Annotated in this window: 19 protein-coding genes; 9 read left to right on the forward strand and 10 right to left on the reverse strand. The window is 44.1% G+C overall.

The genetic code is table 11. From position 1 onward, the window contains the following. Positions 1 to 83: 83 nt before the first annotated feature. From nikR to AAC033_RS09020, 5 genes are all read left to right on the forward strand, one after another. Entirely contained in the window at positions 84 to 485 is a 402-nt protein-coding gene (gene nikR, locus AAC033_RS09000; protein ID WP_339737224.1) for a nickel-responsive transcriptional regulator NikR, read from the forward strand. Between the two features lie 153 nt (positions 486 to 638). Then, positions 639 to 1,475, forward strand: a complete 837-nt coding sequence (larE, locus tag AAC033_RS09005; protein ID WP_339737226.1) for an ATP-dependent sacrificial sulfur transferase LarE — start codon at positions 639 to 641, stop codon at positions 1,473 to 1,475. A gap of 105 nt (positions 1,476 to 1,580) precedes the next feature. After that, the gene (gene larC, locus AAC033_RS09010; protein WP_339737228.1) at positions 1,581 to 2,756 is read left to right on the forward strand and encodes a nickel pincer cofactor biosynthesis protein LarC; all 1,176 of its coding nucleotides are present in this window, start codon (positions 1,581 to 1,583) and stop codon (positions 2,754 to 2,756) included. After that, positions 2,753 to 3,490, forward strand: a complete 738-nt coding sequence (gene larB, locus AAC033_RS09015; RefSeq protein ID WP_339737230.1) for a nickel pincer cofactor biosynthesis protein LarB — start codon at positions 2,753 to 2,755, stop codon at positions 3,488 to 3,490. Before larC ends, larB begins: the two co-directional genes overlap by 4 nt. 10 nt (positions 3,491 to 3,500) lie before the next feature. Continuing rightward, positions 3,501 to 4,199: a sulfite exporter TauE/SafE family protein gene (locus AAC033_RS09020; RefSeq protein WP_339737232.1), complete on the forward strand. Its 699-nt coding sequence runs from the start codon at positions 3,501 to 3,503 to the stop codon at positions 4,197 to 4,199. Positions 4,200 to 4,321: 122 nt separating this feature from the next. Here the strand turns inward: AAC033_RS09020 and AAC033_RS09025 are convergent, their stop codons facing one another. The 5 genes from AAC033_RS09025 to AAC033_RS09045 all read right to left on the reverse strand — a co-directional run bounded on the left by AAC033_RS09025 (position 4,322) and on the right by AAC033_RS09045 (position 7,818). After that, on the reverse strand, positions 4,322 to 5,023 hold the full coding sequence (locus tag AAC033_RS09025; RefSeq protein ID WP_339737234.1) for a DUF6048 family protein: 702 nt from the start codon (positions 5,021 to 5,023) through the stop codon (positions 4,322 to 4,324). After that, entirely contained in the window at positions 4,974 to 5,432 is a 459-nt protein-coding gene (locus tag AAC033_RS09030; protein WP_339737237.1) for a DUF6452 family protein, read from the reverse strand. Before AAC033_RS09030 ends, AAC033_RS09025 begins: the two co-directional genes overlap by 50 nt. Positions 5,433 to 5,554: 122 nt before the next feature. Continuing rightward, positions 5,555 to 6,421 carry a cation diffusion facilitator family transporter gene (locus AAC033_RS09035; protein WP_339737239.1) on the reverse strand — a complete coding sequence of 289 codons (867 nt, stop codon included), beginning with the start codon at positions 6,419 to 6,421 and terminating at the stop codon, positions 5,555 to 5,557. A 250-nt stretch (positions 6,422 to 6,671) separates the two neighbouring features. Continuing rightward, on the reverse strand, positions 6,672 to 6,980 hold the full coding sequence (locus AAC033_RS09040; protein WP_339737241.1) for an isoamylase early set domain-containing protein: 309 nt from the start codon (positions 6,978 to 6,980) through the stop codon (positions 6,672 to 6,674). Between the two features lie 232 nt (positions 6,981 to 7,212). Continuing rightward, complete coding sequence (locus AAC033_RS09045) at positions 7,213 to 7,818, reverse strand: MarC family protein (RefSeq protein ID WP_339737243.1); 606 nt, start codon at positions 7,816 to 7,818, stop codon at positions 7,213 to 7,215. Between the two features lie 390 nt (positions 7,819 to 8,208). Here AAC033_RS09045 and AAC033_RS09050 point away from each other — a divergent pair, with 390 nt between their 5' ends. Next, positions 8,209 to 8,463, forward strand: a complete 255-nt coding sequence (locus AAC033_RS09050) for a transporter suffix domain-containing protein (protein ID WP_339737245.1) — start codon at positions 8,209 to 8,211, stop codon at positions 8,461 to 8,463. 253 nt (positions 8,464 to 8,716) lie between these two features. After that, positions 8,717 to 9,940: a DEAD/DEAH box helicase gene (locus AAC033_RS09055; protein WP_339737247.1), complete on the forward strand. Its 1,224-nt coding sequence runs from the start codon at positions 8,717 to 8,719 to the stop codon at positions 9,938 to 9,940. 60 nt (positions 9,941 to 10,000) lie between these two features. On the opposite strand, the gene AAC033_RS09060 is transcribed toward AAC033_RS09055, so the two are convergent. The 3 genes from AAC033_RS09060 to AAC033_RS09070 all read right to left on the reverse strand — a co-directional run bounded on the left by AAC033_RS09060 (position 10,001) and on the right by AAC033_RS09070 (position 14,266). Continuing rightward, positions 10,001 to 11,653, reverse strand: coding sequence for an AMP-binding protein (locus AAC033_RS09060; protein ID WP_339737249.1), 1,653 nt, complete (start codon positions 11,651 to 11,653; stop codon positions 10,001 to 10,003). 30 nt (positions 11,654 to 11,683) lie between these two features. Further along, positions 11,684 to 12,259, reverse strand: coding sequence for an XRE family transcriptional regulator (locus AAC033_RS09065; RefSeq protein ID WP_339737251.1), 576 nt, complete (start codon positions 12,257 to 12,259; stop codon positions 11,684 to 11,686). Between the two features lie 189 nt (positions 12,260 to 12,448). Further along, positions 12,449 to 14,266 carry a patatin-like phospholipase family protein gene (locus tag AAC033_RS09070; RefSeq protein WP_339737253.1) on the reverse strand — a complete coding sequence of 606 codons (1,818 nt, stop codon included), beginning with the start codon at positions 14,264 to 14,266 and terminating at the stop codon, positions 12,449 to 12,451. A 493-nt stretch (positions 14,267 to 14,759) separates the two neighbouring features. Between AAC033_RS09070 and AAC033_RS09075 the strand changes: the two genes are divergently transcribed. Both AAC033_RS09075 and AAC033_RS09080 read left to right on the forward strand, forming a co-directional pair. Next, positions 14,760 to 15,263, forward strand: coding sequence for an RNA polymerase sigma factor (locus AAC033_RS09075; RefSeq protein ID WP_339737255.1), 504 nt, complete (start codon positions 14,760 to 14,762; stop codon positions 15,261 to 15,263). Next, positions 15,253 to 15,882: a hypothetical protein gene (locus AAC033_RS09080; protein ID WP_339737257.1), complete on the forward strand. Its 630-nt coding sequence runs from the start codon at positions 15,253 to 15,255 to the stop codon at positions 15,880 to 15,882. Before AAC033_RS09075 ends, AAC033_RS09080 begins: the two co-directional genes overlap by 11 nt. Positions 15,883 to 16,089: 207 nt before the next feature. Here AAC033_RS09080 and sufD read toward each other — a convergent pair whose 3' ends face one another. Next, positions 16,090 to 17,451 carry a Fe-S cluster assembly protein SufD gene (gene sufD, locus AAC033_RS09085; protein ID WP_339737259.1) on the reverse strand — a complete coding sequence of 454 codons (1,362 nt, stop codon included), beginning with the start codon at positions 17,449 to 17,451 and terminating at the stop codon, positions 16,090 to 16,092. Then, positions 17,448 to 18,197, reverse strand: coding sequence for a Fe-S cluster assembly ATPase SufC (gene sufC, locus AAC033_RS09090; protein WP_339737261.1), 750 nt, complete (start codon positions 18,195 to 18,197; stop codon positions 17,448 to 17,450). The genes sufD and sufC overlap by 4 nt, the downstream gene beginning before the upstream one ends. Between the last annotated feature and the right edge of the window lie 23 nt (positions 18,198 to 18,220).

Here is an 18,220-nt window from a genome sequence, read left to right on the forward strand (position 1 = left end):
TAATAATTGTTAATGAGCCGACAAAGAGTTATTTTTTTTCTATTTTTGCTTATGATGTTACTTTTTAATCAAAAGATGTTACGATGACTGTCTCCCGCTTTGGCGTATCACTTGAAAAAGACTTGTTGGATGCTTTGGATCAATATGTGAAGGAAAATCGTTTTTCCAACCGATCGCAGGCCATCCGACAATTGATTAGCCGCAATATTGTTGAACAAAAGTGGCAGTGCAACAACTATGTGGCAGGCTCGGTAACTTTGGTCTATGATCCCAACCGTCGGGAAATTCTCAATCAGTTGGCTGATATACTGGAAAATTACCACCAGGAAATCCTGTCAACTCAACGACTGATTCTCGATAAATCAAAACACATGGAGATTGTGGCCATCAAAGGTGTTGCCAGGCGACTGACAGATTTAGCCGACCAGCTAATTAGCATTAAAGGCGTGCAACACGGCAAGCTAAGCATGAGCCGGGCAGATTAATTCCCGGCTGTGATGACATCTTTTCAAATTAAAATGTCACGAACCAGTTCCCATGAAGCTGCCACCTGTGGTCAATGCAAATGGAAATGATTAAAGTACGAGTTCCATATGATACCATAGGAAAACATTTAGTCTTATGAAATACAATCAAAAATGAAAAAATTAAGCTCCCATCTTCAAGATAAACTTAACCAACTGGAAGTTTGGTACACGCAACGCAATGGTTCCATTGTGGCCTTTTCCGGAGGAATTGACTCCACCCTCGTCTTGTTTTTAGCCCGCCAATTTCAGGGTCGGGAAAATGCCATCGGTGTCATTTCCAATTCGGAAAGCCTGAAAGCCAAAGACTTTCAACTGGCCAAAACCTTCTGCAAGGAATTTGACATCCAGCTTGAAATTATAAAAACCGAGGAACTAACTGACCTGCGATACAACCAGAACCCCGAAAATCGCTGCTATTTCTGCAAAGAACACCTGTTCCACGATTTGCAGGATATCAAGGAGAAGTACCCGGCTTTTGATGTACTGAGTGGCACCAATCAGGATGATCTTGCTGATTACCGCCCTGGATTGCAGGCTGCGGCCGAGTACAAGATTCTCGCCCCCATGGCAGCGTGCCAAGTGAGCAAAGAGGAACTGCGCCAGATTGCCAAACATTTCGATTTGCCCAATTGGGATAAGCCGGCCAGTCCGTGCCTGAGCTCCCGAATTCCATACAACCACCACATTACCCGCGAAAAACTGAAGCAGGTTGAAGATGCTGAAAACATCCTCAATGACTTGGGTTTTATTGATGTTCGGGTTCGCCACTACGGCAACTACGGACAGGTGGAAGTACAAAAAACCGAGTTGGAAAAATTGTTTTCACTGGAAGATGAAGTAATTGAAAGAATTAAAGCTGTCGGCTTTCAAGATGTCCGGATCGACCGCGAAGGCTTGGTATCTGGTAAGTTAAACCGGGCACTGAACGTTGCAAATCCGCAAAAGTAATGGGCAAAAAGAATTCAGGTGGAAATACGCAATCGATCCTGGATGCCGAAATCTGGCTCACTTTTACTGAACACTTAAGACTGAATACTTGATAATAAAATCAGCATGAAGATATTGTATTACGATTGTTTTGCGGGAATCAGCGGTGACATGAACCTGGGCGCCCTGATTGATTTGGGAGTGGATGCCAATTACCTGACAACGGAATTGGAAAAACTGAACATCGAGGGTTTTCACCTTGAGATAAGAACCGATCAGCGACGTGGCATTACCGGTACCAAAGCCGAGGTGGTGATTGAAAACCAAGAGAATGAAAAACACCGTCACCTGCGCCATGTCGAGGAGATTGTCAATAACAGCAGCTTGCCGGAGCAAGTTAAGATCAATGCCCTGAAAATATTTGACCTGATTGCGGTTGCCGAAGCCAAAGTGCACAACATTTCCAAACAAGCAGTTCACTTTCATGAAGTTGGCGCGTTAGATTCCATCGCCGACATTGTAGGTGCCGCCATATGCCTGGATTACCTCAATGTGGACAAGGTGATGTCCTCTCCCATTCAATTGGGCGGCGGAACGGTGAGCTGTGCGCACGGGATCATGCCTGTGCCCGCGCCAGCTACCGCCGAAATCGTCAAAAACATTCCGGTTAAAACCGGGTTGGTGAACCACGAAGCCACCACCCCGACCGGAGCAGCCATTTTGGTTGCTACAGTCGATGAATTCACCGATCAAATCAACCTGCCCATCACCAAAACAGCTTACGGCATTGGCAATCGTGACAGCGAGGTGCCCAACGTGTTGCGTGTGCATTTACTGGAAGATGCAAAAGTCGTCCAGGATGTAGGTACGGAAGAAGCCACCCTACTGGAGAGTAATATCGATGACATGAACCCGGAACATTACGACTTCATTCTGGAACAACTCTTCCGGGCTGGAGCCAGCGATGCCTGGCTGCTTCCGATCATCATGAAAAAGTCGCGCCCGGCAATCCAACTTTCGGTGTTGTGCAAGGCGGAATTGGCCGATAAATTGAAGGCTATCATATTTGTACACAGCACCTCTATCGGCATTCGCGAGTACCGCGTGAGAAAAAACGTGCTACGCCGGGAAGAGACGAACTTGGAGACGACTTATGGACCAGTACGTATCAAGCAAAGTTTTTATGGCGGAAAGCTTGTCCATTCGAAACCTGAATTTGACGACTGTAAAAAATTGGCCGAAGCCAACCAACTAAGCCTTTCAGAAATTGAGGAAGCAATCCGTAAACAATTGGAAAAATGAGCCCAAAAGACATTCTGGAAAAATACAAAAATGGAGAGATGACCTTAACCGAAGCGTTGGAACATATCCCGGACCGTGGAATTGAAGAGATGGGCTTCGCGACAATTGATACTGACCGGTGCAAACGAACCGGACTGCCAGAGGTGATTTATGCTTCGGGGAAAACAGTGGAACAAGTCAGCCAGATTGCCGAACGGATGCACCAAAAAGGCATTGATGTGCTGGCCACACGTGCAACTCCAGAAATGTTTGAAGCCGTCAAAGAACGAATTCCAGGTGCCCAATACAATGCACTGGCCAAAACGATTATCTACAAACAAACCACCCAGCCATGCTCAAAAGGCTACATCATGGTTGTGGCAGCAGGCACCTCAGATATGCCTGTGGCCGAAGAAGCCGTCGAAACCGCACAGTTTTTAGGCAACCGGGTTGAAAAAGTTTACGATGTGGGTGTCGCCGGGCTTCACCGACTGTTTCACCGGCTCGAGCTGATTCGTAATGCCCGGGTCATCATCGTGGTAGCCGGAATGGAAGGCGCCTTGGCCAGCGTGGTTGGTGGGCTGGTAGATAAGCCGGTGATTGGCGTACCAACGAGTATCGGCTACGGAGCCAACTTTCAGGGTCTTTCGGCACTGCTTTCCATGCTAAACAGTTGCGCCAGCGGTGTTAGCGTGGTCAATATCGACAATGGTTTTGGAGCCGCCTGCCAGGCTTCACTGATAAATAAACTTTAAGAACCGGAACATGAATGAATTGTATTTACTCTCGATTTCAGCCGCCTCTCTCGGATTTATTCACACCATCCTGGGCCCCGATCACTACCTGCCTTTCATCGTGCTAAGTAAAGCCCGCCAATGGTCGAGCAACAAAACCATGTGGATTACTTTCATTTCAGGCGTGGGCCATGTGGGAAGCTCTGTACTGATTGGCTTTCTAGGTATCGCCCTTGGCATCAGCCTCAATAAGTTGGAATCGATTGAAGCCATCCGCGGCGAACTGGTGGGCTGGCTTTTATTCGCCTTTGGAGTAGCCTACACCCTTTACGGCGTATACAAATATTTGAGAAGCATCGATCACTCGCATCTGCCGGCCTTTCTACTCCCGAAAAAAATTCGCGATTTGCAACACCTGCCGACCGATGAAAAAGAGCAAGCTAATACCAAACTTACTCCATGGATCCTGTTCCTGATTTTTGTGTTTGGCCCCTGCGAAGTTCTGATTCCCATCCTGATTTTTCCGGCTTACCAGCACAGCACAGCTGGTATGCTGATGGTTGCCCTGATTTTTGGTCTGGCCACCGTTGGAACCATGTTGCTGGCTGTTTTTCTCGGCCATAAGGGAACTTCGCTTGTGCGCTTCAAAAAACACGAAAAGTACCTGCACCTGCTCGCCGGACTGGTCATTCTGATTAGCGGAGCTGGAATTGTGTTCATGGGATGGTAACACGTATGCGCTGAAGGATTGACGGAGTGAAGAATTGACTGAAGCAATATCAATGACCTCAAAATGAACAGGCCATCCCGCGTGCCCGAGTCATTGAAAACTCATCATCCCCGGTTGTCCCTTCATTCTTTCTTCGATCCTCTGAAATTAAAAGGCAGGTTATAAAAAATTGAATAGGAAATATCAAAATTGAAATCCTTTTCGGCCGGACCATAGCCCGGATTGAAGTAAACGTGGGGCAGGTCAAGTTCCTTCTGATCCATTTTCAACTTTCCGCGAATGCTCCAGCCCATAAAAAAATTGCTAAAAACTTCTCCTTTAATTCCTAATACCACTTCAGCCCATTGGGCGTTGTAATTTTGTCTTCCCAGGCGACCGGTAATATCTCCCCAATAATTGGCAATCATGTATCGCTTAACTTGCTGGTTCGCAAAATTAAATCCATAACGCAAGCCAACATACACAATATCCATGTCTTTTTTATGTTCGGCTACCAGCAAATTATAATCGAATCCAAATCGGGTGTATGATCCTGACGAAACATATTCGAGGAAATCGTGATCAATGCTTAGCCGTTCCCAGCCGGTTTCAATCACCGGATATAAATTGGGTATTAACTCCATATCAAAACTTAACTCTGTTCCGTAGCGGTTTCCCTTGTTCCATAAATGCTGCAACGATCTTGAAAGATCAAGGCCCACGCGGAGCCCATCCATCCGAATAAATTTGTCGGTTCGTTCTGGCTTCTTTTTAAGATCGCGCTCCTGCCCCAGGCTAATTATCGTCAGCAGGCAAAGAAAAAATGTAAAGCTCAATATTCTCATGCCAGTTTTTTGTGACCATACTATCTGTAACTTCATAATCGTCAATCTGGTTAAAGCTATGCCCGACGTCTAATATTTTAAATTCGTGGTAAAATCCACTTTCGGCTGATTCAAAAATCAATTCGTTGGAATGCCTGATCGTCAAGGTATCGGCGATGGAATCAAGCAACAAAACAAAACTGGTTGTTTCTTCCAAGCTCAACGGCAACCGAAAAACATCAGTTTTCACCTGGTAAATCCAAATGCTGTCTTGGTCTACCCCGTAAACCGAGACTTTTGGAACATGGGTACTCAGGGTATCTTCATTTATGAGTTTCACCTCAAGCAAAGCCTGTGGTGGAGCATCATAGAGATCCTGACATGCAACGATAGCAGTAACCAAAAACAAGCTATAAAGGATTTTTCTCATTTTCTTGAAATAAAAAACGCTAATTTAAGGATATTAAGTATGAATGAAAGTCAAACAGGAAGAACTTTTCAACAAACAAAAGAAGCTCCTGGCGCCGACCCGACAACACAACGATCGCAGATTCATTCCTCCAGCGGTTCTGGGTGAATCGTGGTAACCAGGTCAAATTTTTCTTTAATTCGGTTTTCAATACGCGTGCAAATAGCATGAGCCTCGTTTAGCGACATGGTTGCCGGTAGTTTAATGTGACAACTCAACTCGTTATGCTGACCGTATTGATGCAGGTGAAAGTGATGAATATAGACTTCGCGTTCCAGCAACCCGTCAATGTCAACCTTAATTGCCCGAATAAGCTCAGGATCAATGCGCTCCCCAAGCAAGCCTCTAATCTCCTTCGACAAAATCTCATAACTGGCATAGGCAATCATTAAGGCTACAATCAAGGCCAGCAATGAATCCATCCACCAATAAAACTTACCAACGAAAATACCAATCAAAATAATGATCGATGAAAGGGAGTCTGTTCGGTGATGCCAGGCATCAGCTTTCAACATCGACGATTTGGTTTTTCGATAGCCCCAAAAGGCATATTGGGCAAGCACCTCTTTGCCTACAATGGAAATGATGGTTACCACGATGGCGATGGTACCGAAGTTTCCACCTTCCCGGCTATTAAACTTTTCTACCGAACTCAAAACAAAGTCGAACGCAACAATAGCTAGAAGCACGCCGATAATGACAGCGGCAATGTGTTCGGCACGCCCATGCCCAAAAGGATGTTCTTCATCAGCGGGCTTATTCGACACCTTGCCCCCAACAAGCACAATCACCGACGAAACAGAATCCGTCAGCGTGTGCCAGGCGTCCGCAATCAGCGCAATGGATCCGGAAACCAAGCCAGCCCAATACTTCAGACCAAACAGCAACAGGTTGGTCACAATGGAAATCCAACCTTCACGAACAATGTATTGATGATTGTGGTTACTCATGAATTAAGCGATGCCAACAAATCTAGCCAATTATCGTTCAAAAAACCATTTTTTTTCGGGGCTTTTTACTGAATTAGAATAACAGATTTGAGGTTCAAAAAGCTGATAATTTCGTTAAATATCTCCTTGCCATTTCGGAGGTAGGACAGGAAAAACCTATGAATGAATTCTTTTGCCGATACGATATTAAAAATAGTGGAATCAAAAATCCGTAAACTCAACCCGTGAATTTCCAGTCTTGTCAAAAAAGTCAAACTGCTTCAAGCACGCTGTTTTCTTCACCAAACGAGTTCGCTGAAAAACGGTCGGCCTCAGGCTCATTGTACCATTTCTGACCATCAATCAAATAGCGAAATTCGTAGGATTTTCCCTTTTCCAGAGCCAATTGGGAGGAAAAATCACCTGTTTTCAACTTATTCATCGGAGAGGCTGCAGTATCCCAAACATTAAAATCGCCAATAAGGCTTATTGATTCAGCGTGTCCTATCAGCTCTTTTGAAACAGGAAAAGTAACTTTACAGACCGGCTTCGATTTTAAAACTCGTTTCTTTAAACTCATAAACTCATTTTTTACTAAGACCTGGCTGCTTTCAAACGTAAGCCAGAAATTGGTTGATTAGATCGCCTAATAAGCAACTTAACAGCTTATTGGCAATAGATTAACACATAAGACGGAAGAAACCGGATTTGCGTACTTTTTCATCAAGGTGCGTTCATGCCACTAAAACAGACATGAATTTTGACTTTCTATCGCAAGATGAATCTCATCACAATTGGATGGCTTCAGGAAGTTAAGCGATACCAAAAAGGTTTTTAATTCCCATCAGCACCATATTTATTCCGATGGCGCCAATAAAAAATCCATTCAGTCGTAATAGAACCTCCATGTTTTTATCGAACGCCGTTTTAAACTTCCTCGCTTCAATCGAATCCCTGAATTTTTTCAGCAGAAAAATTACCAGGAAATTGATGAGAAAAATGATGAATAAGGCGATGCCTCCGGTCACATAAGTATGGTCGTGGGCCAATAAAATACTCAACGAAATAGAGCCGGCGCCAACCATAAACGGCAGGGCAATCTCCGAAGCTAAATCGTCCAGATTCTCCTTGATGATGATCAATGCTTTTTGCCCCTTCATAATAAAAAAATAGGCATACGAAAAAATAATAATCCCACCAAAAATCCGAAACGACTCAAAATCAATATTGAAAATCCGACGAAAGAACAGGTCACCCGAGAAAAAGAAAAGTAGGCATACCGAAAACGAAATCAGGCTGGCTTTAAAAATAACCATCACGAAATCGCGATGTGATAAATCTTTCCTAATCGGCTCCAGATAAAGAAATAGGGCAAAAGGATTTAACATGACCAGAAACTCAACAATCGATGATAACATAGTATTGATCTTTTTAGAAGCTCTTTGTAACAAGCGAGCCTTGATTCACATTGACACCGGTAAAAGCTAAAAACACAGCATTTCAATCCGGCACTATTTTGATCGGCTAATAACCAAACAATTTTTTAAACGATCAAATAAAATTACAACTTGCGAGCTAATCTGAAGTCATTTCGGCAATCATCTTGCTAACTATTTACCACTAGCCCTTTTTATCCGACAACTTTTCCATTCCAAAGGCGTTTTGTTAATAAGAACAAAAACTAACATCGAAAGCAGAAAACTAAGTTTTTAGAACAATGTGAGCAGAAAATGCAACGATGCAGACATTTGCTGAAAGTACTTGAAGAAACAGAAATCGGAATAAATTCATTCAGCACATTCAAACTAATGAACAAGAAAAACAGACAAATTAAAGCGGGCATCTTTCTAATGATCTTTAGTGGTGTATTCTTTGGTTTAATGCTGCTGACTCCATTTCTGGAACTCCCAACCAAGCAGAAGTTATTTTGGTCTTCTGCAAGTTTTATCGCGATGGAAGTATGTTTTTGGGCCGGAGGTTTGTTGGTTGGTAAAGAGTTATTCAATAAGTACAAATCACAGCTAAATCCGGCAAAATGGTTTAACAACAAATCGCCTTCCTAGGATTGACCAGCCTGTTTCGCTCCAAATTCGTTTTCATTTCGCAATTACCTCAATGAAAAAACCTTATAACAGATCAGAGCTACTATCCATCCTCCAATTACCAGTTTGCTGGAGCTTAACTTTTTAGTGAAAAACCTGATCTCCGAAACTCCAAAAAAAATACTACTTTTGTAAAGAATAAAATCCGGACAAGCACCTTTCTCAAAAGGTGAGATTCTTTTTCCTGATAGTTAGAAATACATTCCATTTTTATATGAGATTTGACGATTTTGATTTACATGATGACATTTTAGATGCCGTGCATGATATGGGCTTTCAGGAAGCTACGGCGATTCAGGAAAGCACCATACCCATTATTCTTGAAGGCCACGATTTAATTGCCTGCGCCCAAACAGGAACCGGAAAAACTGCCGCTTTCATCTTACCCATTTTGGATAAAATAGCCGACTTACCTGAAGGAAAAACACGTGCGCTGGTTGTTGCTCCCACCCGCGAGCTGGCGATCCAGATTGAACAGCAAGTGCAGGGATTTGCCTATTACCTGGGTATTACGTCCATTGCCATGTATGGCGGCGGCGATGGCAGCGAGTGGGAAACCCAACGACAGGCGTTGAACAAGGGCGTCGATGTTATTGTTGCTACGCCCGGGAAGCTTATTTCCTTCCTTGACAACGGGATTGCAAAACTCGACAGCGTGGAATTTGTGGTGCTGGACGAGGCCGACCGCATGCTGGACATCGGCTTCTATGACGACATTATTAAGATTTTCAGCAACCTGCCCACCAAACGGCAAACGCTGATGTACAGCGCCACCATGCCTCCAAAAATCCGGACGCTGGCATCCAAAATCCTAACCAGCCCCAAAGAGTTTAGCACCGCCATAAGCAAGCCGGCCGAAGGTGTTTTACAAGCCGCTTACCTTTGTTACGAAACACAAAAAACCCCACTGATTGAAAAACTGATTGCCGGGAAAGAGGATACACCAAGCATCTTGATCTTCACATCAACAAAAAAGAAAGTGTCGGTCATTGTGCGGGCACTGAAAAAGAAAGGTTTGGTTGCTGAAGGTATTTCGTCGGATCTGGAACAGAAGGAACGCGAAGATGTGCTGATGCGCTTTAAAGCGCGCCAAATTCGTATCCTGGTTGCTACCGACGTGCTGAGCCGTGGAATTGACATCAAGGACATCAACCTCATTATCAACTACGATGTGCCGGGAGATGCCGAAGATTACGTACACCGTGTAGGCCGGACTGCCCGGGCAAACACCACCGGAATTGCGCTGACTTTTATCAACGAGGACGACATGTACAAGTTCCAACAGATTGAGTCGCTGATTGAAGATGAAGTGTTTAAAGCACCTCTCCCGCCCGAAATTGGAGAAGGTCCTCAATGGAAAGTGGGATCGAAAGGCCGCGGCAAAGGCAAATTTGGAAAAAAGAAAAGCTTCGGAGGGAAAGCCGGGGGACAAAGATAAACCAGCTTAATCCTTCAGGGTGATAAAAACCTTGAAGGATTATGTTCCCAATCCACTCCCTTACACCGCTTCAATCCCCTTTTCCTTCAGCAGTTCCAGCCCTATTTCCTTCAGCTTATATTTCTGAATTTTGCCACTGGCAGTCATAGGGTATTCATTCACGAAAAAAATGTATTTCGGAATTTTAAAGCGGGCAATTTGTCCGCGGCAATATTCTTTCACCTCTTCTTCGGCCAAGGTTTGTCCATTTTTGAGTTTGATAAAGGCGCCTACTTGCTCTCCATATTTAGGACTGGGAATGCCCACCACTTCGACCGACTCCACCTGTGGTAACTGAAACAAGTAGTTTTCAATTTCGCGCGGATAAATATTCTCACCTCCGCGAATAATCATGTCTTTGATACGCCCTGTAATGCGATAAAAACCGTCGGCAGTTTTCACTGCCAGATCTCCCGAATGCAGCCAACCTTCTTCGTCGATAGCTTTTCTGGTGGCCTCTTCATTTTTGTAATACCCCTTCATCACGTTGTAACCGCGGCAGCAAATTTCGCCTTGCTCCTCCTCTGGACATTCCTCTCCGGTTTCGGGGTTTACTATTTTCACCTCCACATTGGGCAATTCAAAACCAACGGTTGTTGCACGAACTTCAGGAGAATTATGGGTGCGGGTGGCCGTCATTCCCGGCGATGTTTCCGTCAGCCCATAAACAATAATGATGTCTTTGCAATGCATTTTGGTCATCACCTGGTTCATCGTTTCGATCGGACACAACGAACCGGCCATGATCCCCGTACGAAGCGAAGTCAGGTCGAACATTTCAAACATGGGATGGTTCAATTCTGCAATAAACATGGTTGGAACACCATGCAGCGCGGTGCATTTTTCCTTTTCGATGGAGGCCAAAACCATCAGCGGATCGAAATTTTCGGTCAGGACCATGGTGGCGCCATGACTAACGATGGCACAAACCGAAAGCACAGAACCAAAACAGTGAAACAGCGGCACACAAACCAACAAACGATCCTCACCCGTGAATTTCATACATTCTCCAGCAGAATAACCATTGTTCAAAATGTTGTAGTGCGACAACATGACTCCCTTTGGGAAGCCGGTAGTTCCTGAGGTGTATTGCATGTTTACCACATCATGCGGATCAACACTCAATTTGGCATCTTCCAGCTCCAGGTCATCGAGGTGCTCACCCAACAAAATCAATTCAGCCGTATTGAACATGCCCCGGTGTTTCTCCTGCCCGATAAACACCACGTTCCGCAACTCGGGAAACCGGTCTGATTTCAGGTTACCCCGCGCATGCGTCTTCAGTTCAGGAACCAATTCAAAAATCATGTTCACATAATCACTGTCTCTCCAACTATCAATCAAACATAGCGTATGAATGTCGGCATCTTTTAGCAAATACTCCAGTTCAGCCAATTTATAATTGGGGTTGATGGTCACCAAAACGGCACCAATCTTAGCGGTGGCAAACATAAAGGTCAGCCAGTCGGGCACATTGTTGGCCCAAATGCCCACTTTGTCGCCCATACCCACCCCCGTGTACATCAACCCTTTGGCCAACTTGTCTACCCGGGCGTTAAACTGGCTGTAAGAAAAACGTAAATCCCGATCGGCATAAACAATGAATTCCTGATCGGGTGTTTCGTAAGCGTATTTCTCTAAAATTCCGCCAAGCGTATAATCGAGTAATTGCATGATGTCAGTTTTTTGAAAACGAATTGGCTTTTAATAAGGTGCATAAACAACGGCCAGTATTTTGGCGGCCTTGTGATCACCGGCATGCACATTGTGCGAGACAATTGAATCGAGGTAAATGCTATCACCGGCACCAAGCTGATAAACTTCCTTACCATAGTTAATTTCAATCTGCCCTTCCAAAACATAGATAAACTCTTCGCCCTCGTGCGAGGAAAGCATGTAGTCCGACTGTTGTCCTGGCTCAATCTCTACAAGAAAAGGCTCCATGCTCCGGCCCACCTTGTCGAATGCCAGAGATAAAAAGTTCAGATGCTCACGCGAACCGTTTTGCTGCGAGCTAAACCGAACCCCCTCTTCGTGCTCATTAGCCCGGACGATAGCTGGTCCCAGATTGCTGCTGTCGTCGAGAAAAGTACCCAACCGCACCCCCAATGCACGTGCAATCTTAATCAAAGGAGCAAGCGAAGGAAGGACGTCTCCTTTTTCTATTTTTGTCAGCTGATCAGTGTCCAGATGCGTTTTTTCAGCCATTTCTTCAAGGCTTACTTTTTTGGACTCACGTATTTGTTTGATCTTTTTACCCAGATCGTGTTTCTTTGCCATGCCTGTAGTCTTTTAAGTCTGCCCACAAATTTAATTTTATTTTTAAGCCAGTCAAACGGGAAAACAACAGAAACCACAAGCTTTGGTTAATTAACCTGGCATTTAGAACCAATATAAATTCCAATACGCACCGCAGGCTGAACTTCAGAACAAAATCAGATGATTTTTGGCCACTTTCTACCTTGACAATCAAAGATCATCAATCAGCAAATTTCGTTTCTCCATGTCGATAATTACGGCATCGACGAACTTAGTGGCCATCATTTTTTGAGCCTGGCTGATCCCCACTTTGGTTCCCACTTTAGTGATGGCTTTGAGTAGATACTTTTTCAGCTTGCTCTTTTTTCTGATTCGCCTGACAATGGCGCTCGGATCAGCTTGGGCAGTCTTGGTTCGTTCACCGTTTAATATATTCTCCAACACCAAACCAAAGCGATCGGCCATTTTCTCTTCCAAAGCCAACAGCCGCGCCAGGCTTATTTTAACGGAATCATACTCGATCCCTGTTTCCTCAGGTACCTGATCCATCAGCGAAACGCTTCCATCATCCTGTTCAACAACCCGCATGTCGGGGATGATAGGCAAGAAACCAGTGCCTTCTTTCGCCGAAACACGAAACCGCTCAACGCCCTCGTACCCGAACCGCAGGGTCGGGTTGTTTTTCTCCTCGGGAACGCTAAAGTATTTCTGAAGGAACAACTGGCAGTTGCGTCGTCCCAACAAAAAATCATGCTCACGAAATTCCTTCTTAAAAAAGCCGGCAAAACCACCCAGTCCGCCACATGCCAAGGCGTAGGGTTGTTTCTCATTATTTTGATAACGAACCGGCAAAACCATGAACCGCGTGTAATTTTCCTCGTCGTAGGCTTTCGTCAATTCCTCTTCCTTAAACATGAGTTGCTGGCGCATGGCATTCAACAGCTCAGGCACTGCAAACTTGATCGCATCGAGCGGTTCATCATCCTCAACCAAGTCCTGGTCGCTCGGAAAGGGATCAATCATGATCAAGGTTGAATCAAAGGAAGCTGCTGATTTCTCCATCTCGTAGTTCCGGGCTTCCACTTTTTTGTCTTCGGCCAGCAACTGGTCTTTTTTTCGCCGCTCCAAAATCTGGTCTGTCAGCCCAAAGGGCTCGTTATTAATGACTCCGCCATCCACATTCACACACAAATAATCGACTGTTTCATCCAACTGAATTTTATCCCGGGTTTTATTTAGCAGCGGGTTTTCGAGCAGGAAACGCGCGGGACGACTCACTTTACGAGGACTCAGGCCCACAGGAAAAGCACCGGTAGCAATCGCGGCATCTTTCAGCAAAGCTTTGTTTATTCCTTCAATGGTGCCAAATGAAAGCGGAATCAAGCCGTTTCCTTCGTATTCGCCAGTTTCGGATAGCCTAAAATGCGACAAATCCTGGTGACGAGTCATTTGGTGAATGCTTTCACCCAATGCCGTTCGAAACTTCAGCTGGTAGCTCACACCACGTAAATTAGTTTGGGTGGTCAGTATTTCCAGATCTTTGGCTACATAGGGCCGGTTCACAGCCGGGTCCTTCACGGTGATATCAATAATGCGGGATGCCACTTTTTCAATAAAACCGGAATTAAAAATCGACTTCACCTCATGGACCGGATGCTGCCTGACATCTTCATCTCCAAGCATCTGGTCCATCATGTCCGAATATTCGGTCTCGGTGAGATTAACCCAAGCATCATACAAGGGATTCTCTGCTGCTTCCGGTGATCTGAAATTGGAAGGGTTAATGTGCGGAAAATACTGCTGAGCGGCACAAGAGCTAATGGCTGCGGTCATGCCGCCAGCCGAAGCGCCCGTGAACACTTCGATCTTCACATCATGCTTCGGAACACCCGCTAAATTCAGGTCTTTGGCCTTTTGCCAATGCTCCAACGCTTCAAACAAATAATCGATTACTCCAGCTGTATAAGCTCCGGCCGAAACAGCGCCAGCCATGCAAATACCAATTCGAATTGTCTTAGGCTCAGTCATACAAAGGTTTTTAAAAAGGTTAAAATTCACCATGCAAAAGCGTGACATTCTATTCAGGAGCTGACTTCCCGATCAACAAATGGACAATTAAATTTGCTGAATGGTTTTCGAATAAAGATACAATATAAATTACGCACGAGTCAAGTGCTTTAACAAGCGGTGCTATAGCAGCTGTATATGGAACAGGAAGATTTGCTACTTTACACTGCCTTGCAACCAAACACTCGTTTCGTGCGAGAAGAATTAAAGCATCGAATCAGGCCTTTAATAAGGCCACGGCAAGCGATGGCTGATAGGCAGACAATATATCGTTCAACATACCTACAATACAAAGCGCACGCAAGCAACGTTTGATCTGAGGCTAACGATTAGTACATCCTTGCTTCTTAATAATCAGTCGAATATCACGTCCAAAATCACTTTCTCAAAATTATCTTCTGTTTTTTGTAAGAAATTCTTTTGAAACCGTACTTTATAAGAAACAACTCATGATATGAAATCTGCAAAAGATGAATTTCTCGAAGTCCTTTCTAAATATCAGGGAATATTATACAAAGTCAGTTTGATTTACTTCAAAAACAAATCTGACCGAGAGGATAATCTTCAAGAAATCATCTATCAACTTTGGAAGTCGTTTCCAAGCATCAAAAATCAAGATCGTATCGGTTCATGGATTTATGCTGTTTCAATAAATACATCCATTTCAAGGGTAAAAAAGGTGTCAAGAATTGAATACCGAGAAGCAGTGCCTGAAATGCCCGACAGGTCAGATTTATTTGATCATATTTCAATGAACGAATCCCTGCAATTATTACTAAATGCAATCTATCATCTTGAAGAAGTTGATAAATCAATCATGCTGCTTTATTTGGAAGAGAGAAGTTATGATGAGATTGCTGATATTATTGGTATCTCTAAGTCAAATGTAGGCGTAAGGATCAATCGGGCGAAAGAAACCTTAAAGCAAAACTTAAAAAAACAAAGCCATGGAAAATAACGAATTGCAATTAATATGGAGAACTGTGGATTCTGATATTAAACGCAAATCCAGGGATGAATTGAATTTATTGTTGACATCAAAAGCCAAGCAAGTATTTACCGAATTCCTGATTGTGGATATCACTGCCATTCCGGTTTGTATCGGCTTAATCGTCTGGTTGGTTGCCACTACAGCTAACCGATTGGATGACAGTCTATATGTTGCAAACAATATCCTTCTGGGGTCAATTGCATTGTTTGCTTTAATATACATCATCCTGGAATGGCATCGAATTAAACGGAGCAAAATGGATAAACCCGTCAAAGAGTGGTTGGAAACAGAAATCAACTTGTTGTCCAAATGGCTGACTGGCAAGTACCGAAGAGTAAATTATTATCTCATTCCTATATTATATGTCCTCTCCGTTTTGTCAATTCATGTATACTATTCAGGCCTATATTTTATTGACGTGTTTCGTTCGGACAAATTCATCAATGAAGATATATGGGGGCTAATTATTTTCACACCAATTATATTTGCCGGTCTTTATTATAGTTTGATAAAGCTTCGCAAATATCAGATGAAAAAATTGCAATTTCTAAAAGATTTACACGAACGTCTTTGCAACGTGCACTAATCCCTTACAAGAACCTGTAATTCTGTTAAATCAATCTTTCCTAACATATTTCGATTCGACTTTTTCAAGGACGGATTCTAATTTTTAATCTCCGGAATCGCACATTTCATGTTTAGAATTTCACCTCTGGAAATGGGCTTCCATCCGACGGAGATTAAAAAAAGAGCCTCACAAAAGTGAAGCTCTCAGGATCTATTTGAAATTGATCTAATGTCGATCACAAGAATGGCAGTAAGCCAGTTCACCGCGAAGGCGCTTTTCAACCAGCTCATCAATACGGTCACGAAGGGGCTCGACCCGGATATTTTGCACCACTTCATGTGCAAAGGCATTCATCAGCATCATGCGGGCATCGGCTTCGCCAATTCCGCGAGCACGAAGGTAGAATAAGGCGTCTTCGTCGATTTGGCCAATGGTTGCGCCATGACTACACTTCACATCATCGGCATCAATAATCAATTGCGGCTTGGTATTCATTTTAGCCGAATCGGTCAGCAGTACGTTGTTATTTCGTTGAAAGGCATTGGTTTTTTGCGCATCCCGCACCACATGAATCCGACCGGCAAAAGCACCAACAGAATCTTCATCCAACACATATTTATACACTTGGTTACTCAGACAGTTGGGCTGTGCATGTTCAATGTTGGTGAAATTATCGACATGTTGTTTCTTATCGGTAAACGACATACCGTAAAGATTGGCTTCGGCATGTTCGCCTGCCATTTCAACATTCAGATTATTACGAATCATCCCACCATGCAAGGTCGCCACACCAGACATCAGGTTCGAATTCGCTTCCTGCCTAAAGAAAGATGAATTGACCGAGTTGGCCAGGTTATTCTGATTCTGAATCGTATAAATATCAACTACTGCATCTTGCCCGACAAATACTTCCGTCACATTATTGGTAAGAAAATCACAGGAGCTCATCGTGTGGTCACAAAAAATAACCTTCGCCTCACTGTTTTTTCCAACCACAATCAGGTTACGCTGGGTTGCAAAAATCGCGTCATTCGAACGCATGATATTAATAACCTGAACTGGTTTTTCAAAAACCACATGATCCGGCACGTGCATAAAGAAGCCATCCTGCGCAAAGGCGGTATTCAGCGCCACAATTGGGTCGTCGGACAAGGCTGCCTGACGGTTCAAGTAATCGCGCACCAACTCAGGTTGTTCGTTGGCAACCTGTTTCAAACCACCAACCACAACCCCTTTGGGAAGATTCTGCAAGGGTTGGTTTTTGGCATAATACCAACCATTCACGAGCAGTACAACATGGGTGTCAAGCTGTGGCACGTCGCAACGAAATGCTTCGTTCAAGTCAACATCGACGAGCTCATATTCGAAAATGTGCCGATAGTCTTTATCGAAAACCCGTTCGAGGTTCGTGTATTTGTAGTTCTCGTTTTTGAAGCCGGGAATTCCAGCTTTCTCAAACCGTTTGATGGCAATCTCACGCATCCGGTTCAGCAAGTTGGATGATCCTGCATCCAACAGGTTTCGGTGAGCATGAAATCGTTCAATATATTTTTCGCTAAGTGCAACTTTATTCGCTGTCAATGTCATAAACTATGAGTTTTTAGCCAGTCGTATCCTTTTTCTTCCAATTCGAGGGCCAGTTCTTTTCCGGCTGATTTGACGATCTTTCCTTGATACAACACGTGAACGTAATCAGGAACAATATACTCCAGCAGACGCTGGTAGTGGGTAATGACGATGGTCGAACGTTCGGGATGTTTCAAGGCATTTACACCATCCGAAACGATACGCAGCGCATCGATATCGAGTCCCGAATCGGTTTCATCCAGAATGGCCAGTTTTGGTTCCAGCATGGCCATTTGGAAAATCTCATTCTTCTTTTTCTCACCACCCGAGAAACCTTCGTTTACCGATCGGTTTGTCAGTTGTGAATCCAGGTGAACCAACTCTTTCTTCTCGCGCATCAGTTTCAGAAATTCACCGGCAGTCAGAGGTTCCAAACCCTTAAATTTGCGATGTTCATTGACTGAAGTTTTGATGAAATTGACCATTGGTACACCGGGAATTTCCACCGGATACTGAAAGCCCAGAAACAAGCCTTTACGGGCCCGGTCCTCGGCTGGGAGCTCGAGTAAGTCTTCACCTTCGTAGGTAATTTCACCTTCAAGTATTTCGTATTCCTCTTTTCCGGCCAAAATATTGCCTAACGTACTTTTCCCCGAACCGTTTGGTCCCATGATGGCATGCACTTCGCCAGCTTTAATTTCAAGGTTGATACCTTTCAGGATTTCCTTCCCTTCAATTGCAACTCTTAAATTCTTTATTGTCAGCATATTTTTTTATTATTTCGGATTTT

This window comes from uncultured Sunxiuqinia sp. (genome assembly GCF_963974515.1).
GTDB lineage: Bacteria > Bacteroidota > Bacteroidia > Bacteroidales > Prolixibacteraceae > Sunxiuqinia.